Here is a 13,207-nt window from a genome sequence, read left to right on the forward strand (position 1 = left end):
CCTTCGGGCAAAGCCGGGCCCCGACGGGGCTTTTCCGTGCTGTTTCCCTGTCCGGGGGTCGATCCTGCGATGTGTGTCGACTGCAAGTGCGGCCAACCGGTCGCAGCCGCTATCGAGGCCCCCCGCCACCTGGAGCTGGGCCAGCGCCTGCTGGCGCACAACGACGCCCAGGCGGCGGCCAACCGGGAGCATTTCGCCGCCGCCGGGGTTCGGGTGATCAACCTGCTCTCCTCCCCCGGCTCCGGCAAGACCGCCTTGCTGGAGCGGCTGGCCCTGGAGCTGGCCCCGATCTCGGCGGCGCGCCATCCGATGGCGGTGATCGTGGGGGATCTGGCCACCGACAACGATGCCCGTCGCCTGCGGGCCGCCGGGGTGCCGGCCTTGCAGATCACCACCGGTCAGGCCTGTCACCTGGAGGCGGAGATGGTGCACCGGGCCCTCCACGACCTTGACCACCTCGGCCATCCCCTGGCTGGTCTGGAGGTGCTGGTGATTGAAAACGTGGGCAACCTGGTCTGCCCGGCCGCCTTTGACCTGGGCGAAAGCCAGCGGGTGGTGCTGCTGTCGGTCACTGAAGGCGAGGACAAGCCCCTGAAGTATCCGGCCACCTTCCACTCCGCCGATGTGGTGGTGATCAGCAAGAGCGATCTGGCCGAGGCCTGCGGCTTTGATGCTCCTTTGGCCCGTCGCCATGTGGCCCGTGTGGCCCCCCAGGCCCGGATCGTGACGGTCTCCGCCCGCACCGGTGAGGGCATCACCGAGCTGCTGGCGGCCCTCTCAATGGAGCGGGTGCCCGTCGCCGGGTGAGCAGGCCGCCTGTTGCCGGTCGCGCCCTGCTGCAGCTGGAGTGCCGCGGGGTGGTCCAGGGGGTGGGTTTCCGGCCCCTGGTGCACCGGCTGGCACGCGACCTCGACCTCAGCGGGGAGGTGGAGAACGGCCCCGGTGTGGTGCGGTTGCAGCTGCAGGGGGAACGCGCTGCCCTGGAGAGGTTCCTGCGGCGCCTGCCGCTGCAGCTGCCCCCCGGGGCCCGTCTTGAGGCCCTTGCCCCCCTCTGGCGACCCGCACCCGAGGGGGCTGGTGGGGGGATTTCCCCCGGCGTCCGCATCAAGGCCGGCGTCGCGGAGCCCCTCAGCATCGACCTGGTGGCCCTGGCCCTGGTGGCCGATCGGGCCCCCTGCCGCACCTGCCTGGACGAGCTGGCCGATCCCGCCGATCGCCGCTTCGGCTATCCCTTCATCAGCTGCTGCGACTGCGGTCCCCGCTTCAGCATCGCCACCGCCGAGCCCTGGGACCGCGCCCACACGACCCTGGCCCCCTTCCCGCTCTGCCCGGCCTGCCTCAGGGAGTTCGAGGATCCGGCCGATCGCCGCTTCCATGCCGAGACGATCGCCTGCCCGGCGTGCGGTCCGCGGCTGGCCCTCTGGAATGGCGCAGGTCGGCCCCCGGTGGGAGCTGACGTCGGCACCACCTCCGCCCTGATCAACTCTTGCTGCGGCCGTCTCGCCGCCGGGGAGATCCTGGCCCTGCAGGGGGTGGGCGGCTTCCAGCTGCTGGTGGATGGCACCAACACCGCGGCGGTGGCGCGGCTGCGGCAGCGCAAGCGGCGGCCCGCCAAGCCCTTCGCCTTGCTGGTGACCGAGGCCGCCGCCATGGACCCCTTCTGCCGACTTGATGACGAGGAGCGTCGGGCCCTGGCGGACCCCGCCGCTCCGATCGTGCTGCTGCGCCGCCGCCTGGGGGTTCCCGAAGCCCTGCCGGGCGTGGCCCCGGGCAGCCCATGTCTGGGGGCGATGCTGCCGGCTTCGCCGTTGCACCACCTGCTGGCGCACGCCTTCGGCCGGCCCCTGGTGGCCACCAGCGGCAACCCCAGCGGTGAACCGCTCTGCACCGATCCCGCCGAGGCACTGGAGCGGTTGGGGGGCGGCGCCGGCGGCCCCATCGCCGATGTCTTTCTTGTGCATGACCGCGCCATCGCCCGGCCCCTGGATGATTCGGTGCTGCAGTTGATCGATGGCCGGCCGGCCCTGCTGCGCCGGGCCCGGGGCTATGCCCCCGAGCCCCTGGTGCTGGCTGTCGCCCCAGGCGGGGCGCCGGATGGCGTGGTGGCGCTTGGCGGGGATCTCAAGAGTGCGCCGGCCCTGGCACTGGAGGGGCGGCTGTGGCTGGCCCCCCACCTGGGCGACCTGGCCGAGGGGCGCCTGCTCTCCCGGCTGGCGGAGGGTCTGGTGGCGATCGAGCGGGGCTGGGGCAAGCGTCTGACGCGGATCGCCTGCGATGCCCACCCCGGCTACCTCAGCCATCAGCTCGCCGCCGCCCAGCCGTGGCCGCGGCGAACGGTGCAGCACCACCGGGCCCATGGCCTGGCTGTGCTGGCCGAGCACGGGCTGCCGTTGCCGTTGCTGGCCTTCACCTGGGATGGTCTCGGTTACGCCCCGGCCCCTGCCGCCGATGGCGGTCCCCAGCTGTGGGGCGGGGAGCTGCTGCTGCTGGGTGGGTCCGGCGCCCCCCCCTGCGAGCGAATGGTGGCCATGAGGCCCTTCTCCCTGCCGGGCGGTGAGCGGGCCATGGCGGAACCCCGCCGGGCGGCCCTGGGACTCCTGGCCGCCTCCGGCCCCGCTGCCCTGGCGCACCCCGGCGCCCGCCACAGCCTGGCCGCCTTCACGGCCGGTGAGCGCCGCCTGCTGCTGCAGGCCATCGCCAGCGGCTGCAACAGCCCCCAGAGCACCGGCGTCGGCCGGCTGTTCGATGCGGTCGCCTCCCTGCTGGGCCTGGTGCAGGTGCAGAGCTATGAGGGCGAAGCGGGTCTGCTCCTGGAGGGGGCTGCCGCCTCTGCCCCGGGTGAGCCTGCGAGCTGGCCCCTCCCCTTGGTGCCGCCCGAGGCCGTCGCGGATGGCTCCGGCGCGCCGCGCCTGGGTTGGCTCGACTGGCAACCGTTGCTGGCGGCGCTGCTGGCGGCGATCGCTGCCGGCACGCCGCCGGCGCTGTGTGCCGCCCGCTTCCATCACGCCCTGGCCGAGTCCCTGGCCGAGACGGCCGCCCTCGCCGTTACCTGGATGTGCCCCCCCGCCAGGGCCAGCAGCGGCGGGGTCCCGGTGGCCCTGGGCGGCGGCTGTTTCCAGAACCGGCTGCTGCTCGAGGCTGCGATCGCGGCGCTGCGGGCCAGGGGCTTGCAGCCGTTCTGGCCGCAGGTCGTGCCCTGCAGTGACGGCGGGCTGGCCCTGGGGCAGGCCTGGGCGGTGGGCGGTCCGTGGGCAGATCCGGCCGGCGCGCCTACAACCGGATGGAGTGTCCACGAGCCGAAATCTCCCCATGTGCCTGGCCGTGCCGGCTCGCATCCTCTCGATCCGGATCCAGCCGCCGCAGGGAGCGCCTGAGCCGGCCGGGGCCGATGCCGCAGCCGATGACGGCCTCTGGCGCATGGCTGAGGTGGATTTCGGTGGGGTGCGTCAGCAGGTGAGCCTGGCCTGTCTGCCCGAGGCGGCCGTGGGCGATCGGGTGCTGGTGCACGTGGGCCTGGCCCTCAGCCTCGTCGACGACGATCCCGCATGACCATCACCGTTGACGGCAACGAGGCCGTGGCCCTGGTGGCCTACCGCCTCAACGAGGCCATCGCCATCTACCCGATCACCCCCGCCTCGCCGATGGGGGAGTGGGCCGATGCCTGGAGCACCGAAGGCCGACCCAACCTCTGGGGCACGGTCCCGGCGGTGGTGGAGCTGCAGAGCGAGGCCGGCGCCGCCGGCACCGTGCACGGAGCCCTGCAGGCGGGGGTGCTGACCACCACCTTCACGGCCTCCCAGGGTCTGCTGCTGATGGTGCCCAACCTCTACAAGCTGGCCGGAGAGCTCACCCCCGCCGTGCTGCACGTGGCGGCCCGTTCCCTGGCGGCCCAGGGGCTCTCGATCTTCGGCGACCACAGCGACGTGATGGCCTGCCGCGGCACCGGCTGCGTGATTCTCTGCTCGGCCTCGGTGCAGGAGGCGGGCGACTTCGCCGCCATCGCCACCCGGGCGAGCCTGCTGGGGCGGCTGCCGGTGCTGCACATGTTCGACGGCTTCCGCACCTCCCACGAAATCCAGAAGATCCACCCCATCGACGACGCGGTGCTCCATGCCCTGATGCCGATGCAGGCGGTGGCGGACCACCGCCATCGGGCCCTCTCCCCCGACCACCCGGTGCTGCGGGGCACGGCCCAGAACCCGGATGTGTATTTCCAGGCGCGGGAGTCGGTGAACCGCTTCTACGACGCCCTCCCCGGGCACCTGGTGGAGGCGATGGAGCAGTTCGCCGGCCTCACCGGCCGCCACTACGGTCCCTACGAGTACGTGGGCGCCACCGATGCCGCGTGGGTGGTGGTGCTGATGGGCTCCGGCTGCGAGACCGCTGAGGAGACGGCGTTGGCCCTGATCGCCGCCGGCCAGCGGGTGGGGGTGCTCAAGGTGCGCCTGTTCCGGCCCTTCGTGGCGGCCCTGTTCGCCGCCGCCCTGCCGCCCACGCTGCGGGGGCTGGCGGTGCTCGACCGCTGCAAGGAGCCCGGGGCCGGCGGCGAGCCCCTCTACCTCGATGCGGTGGCGGCCCTCAGTGAGGAGTGGCAGTCCTGCCACGGCGATCGCCCCCTGCCCCGGGTGGTGGGCGGCCGCTTCGGCCTCTCCTCCAAGGAGTACACCCCGGCGATGGTCAAGGCGGTGTTCGACAACCTCCAGCTGCCGCAGCCCCGCAACCACTTCACGGTCGGCATCGACGACGATGTCACCCACCGCTCCCTGCCCGTCGCGGCGGACTTCCACGTGGACGGGGCCGACGAGGTGCGCGCCGTGTTCTACGGCCTGGGCTCGGACGGCACGGTGGGGGGCAACAAGGCCACGATCAAGATCATCGGGGAGCAGACCGATCTGTTCGCCCAGGCCTACTTCGTCTACGACTCCAAGAAATCCGGCTCGGTCACGGTGTCGCACCTGCGCTTCGGCCCTAGGCCGATCCGCGCCCCCTACCTGATCGAGCGTCCCACCCTGGTGGCCTGCCACCAGTGGGATTTCGTCGATCGCTTCGACCTCCTGGCCGGCCTGGACGCCGGTGGGGTGCTGCTGCTCAACAGCCCCTTCCCGATCGAGGAGAGCTGGCGGCGGATGCCGGCGTCGCTGCGCTGCGGCATCCGCGAGCGGGGGCTGTCGGTGTGGCTGATCAACGCCTACCGGGTGGCGCGGGAGGCCGGCATGGGGAACCACATCAACACGGTGATGCAGGCCTGCTTCTTCGCCGTCAGCGGCGTGCTGCCGCGGCAGGAGGCGATCGAGCAGATCCGTGTCTCCCTGCGCAAGACCTACGGCCGCAAGGGGGAGGCGGTGGTGGCCATGAACCTGCGCGCCCTCGACGCCACCCTCGACAACCTGCAGCCGCTCGATTGGTGCCGGCTGCCGGCGGAGGACGACCTCCCGGTGGCGCCGCCTGTGGCCGACCGGCTCGCCGGGGCTCCGCTGTTCGTGCGCGAGGTGATCGCCCCCCTGCTGGAGCGGCGCGGCGATGCCCTGCCGGTCAGCGCCCTGCCCTGCGACGGCACCTGGCCCACCGGCACGGCCCAGTGGGAGAAGCGCAACATCGCCGAGACGGTGCCGGTGTGGGAGAGCGACCTCTGTGTGCAGTGCGGCAAGTGCGTCATGGTCTGCCCCCATGCGGTGATCCGGGCCAAGGCGGTGGCGCCGGACGCCCTGGCGGGTGCACCGGATGGATTCCGTCAGGCCCCGGCCCGCGACCCCGACTTCAAGGGCCACAGTTTCACGATCCAGGTGGCCGTCGAGGACTGCACCGGCTGCGCCCTGTGCGTGGAGGTCTGCCCGGCCCGCGACCGCACCGAACCGAAGCGCAAGGCGATCAACATGGCGCCCCAGCGCCCCCTGCGGGAGCAGGCCCGGGGCCACTGGGACTATTTCCTGGGGCTGCCCGAGATGGCCCGCGGCGACCTCAACCTGCACAAGATCGGCCAGCAGCAGCTGCAGCAGCCCCTGTTCGAGTTCTCCGGCGCCTGCGGCGGCTGCGGCGAAACGCCCTACCTCAAGCTGGCCAGCCAGCTGTTCGGCGACCGCATGCTGGTGGCCAATGCCACGGGCTGCTCCTCCATCTACGGCGGCAACCTGCCCACCACCCCCTGGAGCACCAACGCCGAGGGGCGCGGCCCGGCCTGGAGCAATTCCCTGTTCGAGGACAACGCCGAGTTCGGCCTGGGCATGCGCGTGGCCATCGACCAGCAGCGCCAGATGGCCCTCGAACTCCTGGAGCGGCTCGCACTTCCCGAGGCCCTGGTGGCGGCGATCCGCGACGGTGACCAGCACGACGAGGCCGGCATCGTCGCCCAGCGGAAGCGGGTGGAGGAGCTCAAGCGCCTGCTGCAGGCTGTGGTGGGGGAGGCCCCCGGGGCCCCTCGGGCCGCCACTCCCCGGGACGGCCAGGCCGCCCGTCTGCTGGATCTGGCCGATGCCCTGGTCAAGAAGAGCGTCTGGCTGGTGGGGGGCGACGGCTGGGCCTACGACATCGGCTTCGGCGGCCTCGACCACGTGCTGGCCAGTGGCCGGGATGTCAACGCCCTGGTGCTCGACACCGAGGTGTATTCCAACACCGGCGGCCAGATGTCGAAGGCCACGCCCCGGGCGGCGGTGGCCAAGTACGCCGCCGGCGGCAAGGCCGCCCCCAAGAAGGATCTCGGGCTGATGATGATGAGCTACGGAAGCGTCTATGTGGCCAGCGTGGCCATGGGGGCCCGTGACGAGCACACGGTGCGGGCGTTTCTGGAGGCGGAGAGCTACCCGGGGCCGTCGCTGATCCTGGCCTACTCCCACTGCATCGCCCACGGCATCGACATGGCCCGGGGCATGGAGCAGCAGAAGGCGGCGGTGGACTCCGGCCGCTGGCTGCTCTACCGCTACGACCCGCGCCGCACCGAACGGGGTGAGCACCCTCTGCAGATCGACAGTCGGGGCCAGAAGCGGCCCCTGGCCGAGGCGATGGCCACGGAGAACCGCTTCCGCATGCTCTCCTTCAGCCAGCCGGAGCGGGCCCGGGCCCTGGCGCGCCAGGCGGAGCTGGAGGTGGCCCGCCGTTGGGCTATCTACCAGGCCCTCGCCGGCACCCCGGCCAAGTCCCAGACAGAGGCACCGGCATGACCCGTCCCGATCTGTCCGTCACCTACCTGGGCCTGGAGCTGCGCAGCCCGCTGGTGGTGGGGGCCGCGGCGCCCCTGAGCGAGGACATCGACCAGTTGCTGCGGCTGGAGGAGGCGGGGGCCGCCGCCGTGGTTCTGCATTCGCTGTTCGAGGAACAGATCGAGCGCGACCAGCTGGAGCTGCACCGGGTGACCCTGCAGGGGGCCGACAGCTACGGCGAGGCGCTCAGCTACTTCCCCGAGCCCTCGATCTTCCACGTGGGCCACGACCTCTACCTGCGCCACCTCGAGCAGGCCCGCTCCCGCCTGTCGGTGCCGGTGATCGCCAGCCTCAATGGCGCCCACCCCGGCCAGTGGGTGCAGGTGGCGCGGCGGATGGAGGACGCCGGCGCCAGCGCCCTGGAGCTGAACATCTATTCCGTCCCCACCGACCCCGATCTCTCCAGCGCGGCGATCGAGAACCAGGTGCTGGAGATCGTCGCCGAGGTGCGCGCCGAGGTGACGCTGCCGCTGGCGGTGAAGCTCAGCCCCTTCTTCACCAACTTCGGTGCCATGGCCAAGCGGCTGGCCGCCGTCGGGGCCGATGGCCTGGTGCTGTTCAACCGCTTCTACCAGCCCGACATCGACATCGAGGAACTGGAGGTGCGCCCCAACCTGCTGCTGAGCACCCCCCACGACCTGCGGCTGCCCCTGCGCTGGATCGCCCTGCTGCATGGCCGCCACCCGCTGGATTTGGCGGCCACCGGCGGCGTGCACCGCGGCACCGACGTGGTGCGCCTGCTGATGGCCGGTGCCGCCATCACCCAGGTGGTGGCCGCCCTGCTGCGCCATGGCCCCGGCAGGCTGGCGGGGCTGGAGGAGGAGCTGAGCCAGTGGCTGCTGGAGCACGAGCACGCCACCGCCCGGGAACTTATCGGCTGCATGAGCCAGCAACGCTGCCCCGATCCCAGCGAGTACGAGCGCTCCCAGTACATGCGCGCCGTCCAGACCTTCCTGCCCGCCGAAGCCACGGCGGCGCCCGGTCCCTGGTGAGTGCTCCAGCGGTGCAGACGGCGGAGGTGGCTGCCGTGCGGGAGCTGGCGGCTGAGCTGGCCGCGATCACCACCCGCCCCTGGACGCTGATGGAGGTGTGCGGCGGCCAGACCCACGCCATCGTGCGCTGGGGGCTCGACCAGTTGCTCCCCCCCGGCTTGCGGCTGATCCACGGCCCCGGCTGCCCGGTCTGCGTCACCCCCGCCGCCACGATCGATGCAGCCCGCACCCTGGCCCGCCGGCCGGAGGTGATCCTCTGCTCCTACGGCGACATGCTGCGGGTGCCGGGAAGCGCCGCCGATGGCGAGCCGGGCGACCTGCTGGGGGTGAGAGCCGAAGGGGGCGACGTGCGCCTGCTCACCTCCCCGTTGGAGGCCCTCGAGCTGGCCCGGCGCCATTTGGATCGCCAGGTGGTGTTTCTGGCGGTGGGGTTCGAGACCACGGCCCCGGCCTCGGCCCTGCTGGTGCGCCAGGCCGTGGCCTCAGGCGCGGCGAACCTTTCCCTGCTGGCGGCCCATGTCCGGGTTCCCCCCGCCATGGCGGCGATCCTCACGGCGGAGGGCAACCAGGTGCAGGGATTCCTGGCGGCCGGGCACGTCTGCGCCGTGATGGGTACCGCGGAGCTGGAGCAGCTGGTCGATCGGCACCGGGTGCCGGTGGTGGTGAGCGGCTTTGAGCCCCTGGATCTGATGCGGGGGCTGGTGGCCTGCGTGCGCCAGCTGGAGCGGGGGGAGGCCCGGGTGGCGAATGCCTACGGCCGGGTGGTGAGCCAGCAGGGCAACCCGGCCGCCCGGGCCCTGCTGGAATCGGTGTTCGAGCCGGTGGACCGGCCCTGGCGGGGCTTCGGCGTCATCCCCGGCGGTGGCCTGGGACTGAGGGCGCCCTTCCGCCGCCTGGAGGCCGGCGCTCGCTTCACCGACCTGCCAGTCGAACCGGCGGACGCTCTGGAGCCGGCGGGTGTCTGCATCAGTGGCGCCATCCTGCAGGGGCGAGCCCGGCCCATGGATTGCCCGGCCTTCGGCGGCGCCTGCACCCCGGAGCATCCGCTGGGGGCGCCGATGGTGTCCTCGGAGGGGGCCTGCGCGGCCTACCACCGTTACGGCCGCCGTGGCTGAGCCGGCCCCGCCCGCCACGCCCCGGATCCAGCTGGCCCACGGCGGTGGCGGCACCCTGATGCAGCAGCTGATCGACGGCGAACTGCGCCGCCTCTACGCCGATCCCGACCAGGTGCTGCACGATGCCGCCCGCCTCTCCCTGCCCCACGGGCGCCTGGCCTTCACCACCGACAGCTACGTGGTGCACCCCCTGGAGTTCGAGGGGGGCGACATCGGCAGCCTGGCGGTGACGGGCACCGCCAACGACCTGGCCATGGCCGGTGCCAGGCCTTTGGTGCTGAGCCTGGGCCTGATCCTGGAGGAGGGGCTGGAGATCGCCCTGCTGCGCCGGATCGTGTCGTCGCTGGTGGAGGCGTCCCGGCGCTGCGGGGTGAGCATCGTCACCGGCGACACCAAGGTGGTGGAGCGGGGCAAGGGGGATGGGGCTTTCCTCAACACCAGCGGCATCGGCCTGCTGCAGGTGGACGATCCGATCGATCCACTGGCGATCGTCCCCGGCGACCAGCTGCTGGTGAGCGGTGATCTGGGCCGCCACGGGGTGGCGATCCTGGCCGCCCGCCATGGCCTCGACCTGCAGCCCCCCCTGGCCAGCGATTGCATGCCCCTGTGGCCCGCGGTGGAGGCGTTGCTGGCCGCAGGGGTGCGGCTCCACTGCCTGCGCGATCTCACCCGGGGCGGCCTGGCCAGCGCCCTGCAGGAACTGGCGGCCCCCAACGCCCTGGAGCTGCGGATCGAGGAAGCGTGCCTGCCGGTGGCGGAGCCGGTGCGGCGCACCTGCGCGCTGCTGGGCTTCGATCCGCTGCACCTGGCCAACGAGGGCCGCTTCCTGGCGGTGGTGCCCGAGGCTGATCGGCAGCGGGCCCTGGCGGTGCTGGCTCCGGCGGGGGGGACCTGGATCGGCCGGGTGGCGGCGGCAGGCTCAGGAGTCGGCCCCCCCCGGGGCCGGGTGCTGCTGCGCACCCCCTTCGGCAGTGAGCGGGTGCTGATTCCCCTCAGTGGGGAGCTGCTGCCACGGATCTGCTGAACCCTGGCAGCACCTGCCCAGGGTGCCGCCAGCGTTTGTCGAGGGCATCCACCAGGATCACCAACACCGGGGCCAGGGCCATCGGCCCCAGCCAGGCCATCGGAAACGGCACCATTCCGAACACCGCCGCCACCGGAGCCACCAGCACCAGGGCACTGGCCAGCAGCGGCTCGCTGATCAGGCCCAGCCAGAGCATGGGATTGGGGATGCCGAGCATGGCCCAGGCGGGACGGCGTTCACTGCGGCAGGCCAGCAGGGTGCCCATCTGGCCGGCCACGATCAGGCAGAAGGTGACGGTGGTGGCCTGCTGCTGGATCGCCACCACGCCGGCGTCGGCGGTGTGGTGCAGCAGCTGGGGGGCCAGGAGGCGCAGCTGGCTCCAGCCCACACCGTTGGCACGCCAGGTCAGCAGGTACCCCGCCATGGCCACCAGGCCCTCCACCAGCCCCAGCACCAGGTAGGCGCGCACCATCACGGCCCGGTTGAGCAGCGGCAAGCCCTTGGGGCGCGGGGGCAGGCGCATCACCCCCGGCTCGGGTGGGTCGGCCCCCAGGCCGAGGGCCGGCAGCAGGTCGGTGCCCAGGTCGACGGCCAGGATCTGCAGCACCGTGAGGGCAGCGGGAATCCCGGCGATCACCATCGCCAGGAAGGGCAGCACCTCCGGCACGTTTGAGGCCAGCACGTAGGTGATGAAGCGGCCGATGTTGGTCACCACCGAGCGGCCGTAGCGGACCGCCTGCACGATCGTGGCGAAGTTGTCGTCGAGCAGCACGATGTCGGCGGCCTCACGGGCCACATCCGTGCCGCTGATCCCCATCGCCAGCCCGACATCCGAGGCGCGCAGGGCCGGCGCATCGTTGACGCCATCGCCGGTGACGGCCACCACCTCGCCGAGGGCGCGGTAGGCCTGCACCAGGCGCAGCTTCTGCTCCGGTGCCATGCGGGCGAACACCAGCCGGCGGCGGTACTTGAGCAGTTGGCGCAGCTGCACGTCGCTGATCTGGGCCAGGGTGGAGCCCTCGATCACCCGCACCGGGTCGGCGCTGGCCTGCTGATGGGCTGTCGACCGGCCCGAGGATCGGGGGGGGTCGAGCAGACCGATCTGCTGGGCGATCGCCTGGGCCGTGAGGCCGTAGTCGCCGGTGACCATCGTCACCTTGATGCCGGCTTCGCGGCACTGCCGGATCGCGTCCGGCACCTCCGGCCGTGGTGGGTCGTACAGACCCAGCAGGCCGAGGAACATCTGCCCACCTTCCAGGTCATCGCTCGGCGCCGTGGTCGACTGGTCATCGCCGCGGCGCAGCGCCACGGCGATGACGCGGAAGCCTCGGGCGGCCAGCCCATCGTTGGCGGCCACCACCTGCTGGCGCAGCTCGCCGGGCAAGGGCGCGTCGCCACCGGAGGACAGCCAGCTGGTGCAGTGCGCCAGCACCTCCAGGGGGGCCCCCTTGGTGATCAGCAGGGAGCCCCCCGTGACGATCGGCAGATCGTCGGCCTGGTCACTCCAGTCCACCAGCACCGTCATGCGGCGGCGGAGGGAATCGAAGGGGATCTCCCGAAGCCGTGGATGCCGGCCCGGCAACTCCTCCGGCACCAGCCCAGCTTCAGCGGCGGCCACCAGCATCGCCGTTTCGGTGGGATCCCCCACCCCCAGCCACGGTTCGGTGGCTCCGACAGAGCCGGCCACCGCCGCCTCGAGACGGGCGTTGGAGCACAGGGAGGCGGTGCGCAACAACAGCCGTTCCAGCCCCTCTGCGGGCAAGGGCAGCCAGGTGCTCTCCACCGCCATCCGGTTTCCGGTGAGCGTTCCCGTCTTGTCGGAGCAGATCACACTCACCGAGCCAAGGGCTTCCACCGCCGAGAGGCGGCGGACCAGGGCCTTGCGGCTCGCCATGCGCTGCACCGCCATGGCCAGGGCCAGGGTCACGGTGGGCAGCAGCCCTTCAGGGACGTTGGCCACGATGATCCCCGTGGCGAACACCACGCTCTCCAGCGGGGTCATCCCGACCAGCAGGACGCTGAGGCCGAAGGCGACCACGCCCATGGTCACGGCGATGGTGCAGATCGTGTGGACGATTTTGCTGACCTGCACCTCGAGGGTGCTGGCGCCGCGGGTGGTGCCGGCCGCCAGCCGCGCCACCTGCCCGAATTCCGTCTCGGCGCCCGTGGCGTAGACGAACGCCTCCCCCCGTCCCGAGGCCACCGTGCTGCCGGCCATCACCAGGTTGGCCCGCTCACTGGTGCTGACCTTCGCCTGCCGTTGGCTGGCTTCAGGGGCGTCACTCCGGCGCGCCACCGGCAGGGATTCGCCGGTGAGCACGGACAGATCCAGATAGAGCGCGTGGGCGATGCTCACCCGACAGTCGGCCGGGACCCGATCCCCCTCCTCGAGCCGAACCCGATCGCCCGCCACCAGGTCCTCCGCCGGCAGAAAGCCCAGTTGCCCGTTGCGCCACACCTGCACCTGGCTGGGCAGGGCACGCGTGAGCGCGGCCAGGGTTCGCTCGGCCTGGAATTCCTGCCAGAAGGAGAAGACACCATTGATCAGCACCACCGCCCAGATGGCCCAGCCCAGCTGCGGGGTACCGGCGGCGAAGGCCAGGCCTCCGGCGATCCACAGCAGCAGGGCCATGAAGTGGACCATCTGGTCCAGGAAGCGCAGGGCCAGGGGTCGCCGCTTGGCCGGCGGGAGGCGATTGGGGCCGAACTGAGCCAGGCGTCGGTCGGCCTCTTCGCTGCTCAGGCCTTGCGCTGAGGTCTGCAGGGCCTGGTGGACCTCCTCCAGGGGCAGCGACCAGATCGGCTGGGATGCGGCGAGAAGCACGGATCGGCAGCGGGGGCCTCGATCAGCATGACCAACTTGCGAAGCCACGACGCAGCGTC

8 protein-coding genes are annotated in these 13,207 nt (G+C 72.2%); 7 read left to right on the top strand and 1 reads right to left on the bottom strand.

Annotated features, from left to right (window positions below; genetic code table 11):
* Nucleotides 1-69 precede the first annotated feature (69 nt).
* From hypB to hypE, 7 genes are read left to right on the top strand one after another with little or no spacing between them, the layout of a single operon-like run.
* Complete coding sequence (gene hypB, locus KQ305_RS14480; RefSeq protein ID WP_259726109.1) at nucleotides 70-807, top strand: hydrogenase nickel incorporation protein HypB; 738 nt, start codon at nucleotides 70-72, stop codon at nucleotides 805-807.
* Nucleotides 804-3,374, top strand: coding sequence for a carbamoyltransferase HypF (hypF, locus tag KQ305_RS14485; RefSeq protein ID WP_259726110.1), 2,571 nt, complete (start codon nucleotides 804-806; stop codon nucleotides 3,372-3,374). The genes hypB and hypF overlap by 4 nt, the downstream gene beginning before the upstream one ends.
* On the top strand, nucleotides 3,322-3,549 hold the full coding sequence (locus KQ305_RS14490) for a HypC/HybG/HupF family hydrogenase formation chaperone (protein ID WP_259726111.1): 228 nt from the start codon (nucleotides 3,322-3,324) through the stop codon (nucleotides 3,547-3,549). The genes hypF and KQ305_RS14490 overlap by 53 nt, the downstream gene beginning before the upstream one ends.
* On the top strand, nucleotides 3,546-7,154 hold the full coding sequence (gene nifJ / locus KQ305_RS14495; RefSeq protein ID WP_259726112.1) for a pyruvate:ferredoxin (flavodoxin) oxidoreductase: 3,609 nt from the start codon (nucleotides 3,546-3,548) through the stop codon (nucleotides 7,152-7,154). Before KQ305_RS14490 ends, nifJ begins: the two co-directional genes overlap by 4 nt.
* Nucleotides 7,151-8,185 (top strand): dihydroorotate dehydrogenase-like protein, encoded by a 1,035-nt coding sequence (locus KQ305_RS14500; protein WP_259726113.1) that lies wholly within the window; start codon nucleotides 7,151-7,153, stop codon nucleotides 8,183-8,185. Before nifJ ends, KQ305_RS14500 begins: the two co-directional genes overlap by 4 nt.
* Nucleotides 8,182-9,300, top strand: coding sequence for a hydrogenase formation protein HypD (gene hypD / locus KQ305_RS14505; RefSeq protein WP_259726114.1), 1,119 nt, complete (start codon nucleotides 8,182-8,184; stop codon nucleotides 9,298-9,300). Before KQ305_RS14500 ends, hypD begins: the two co-directional genes overlap by 4 nt.
* Nucleotides 9,293-10,324 carry a hydrogenase expression/formation protein HypE gene (gene hypE / locus KQ305_RS14510; RefSeq protein ID WP_259726115.1) on the top strand — a complete coding sequence of 344 codons (1,032 nt, stop codon included), beginning with the start codon at nucleotides 9,293-9,295 and terminating at the stop codon, nucleotides 10,322-10,324. Before hypD ends, hypE begins: the two co-directional genes overlap by 8 nt.
* Here hypE and KQ305_RS14515 read toward each other — a convergent pair.
* Nucleotides 10,293-13,148 (bottom strand): cation-transporting P-type ATPase, encoded by a 2,856-nt coding sequence (locus KQ305_RS14515; RefSeq protein ID WP_259726116.1) that lies wholly within the window; start codon nucleotides 13,146-13,148, stop codon nucleotides 10,293-10,295. The two genes, hypE and KQ305_RS14515, sit on opposite strands and share 32 nt — an antisense overlap.
* Nucleotides 13,149-13,207: the final 59 nt, after the last annotated feature.

It is taken from the genome of Synechococcus sp. CS-1332, from assembly GCF_025127995.1.
Lineage (GTDB): Bacteria > Cyanobacteriota > Cyanobacteriia > PCC-6307 > Cyanobiaceae > Cyanobium.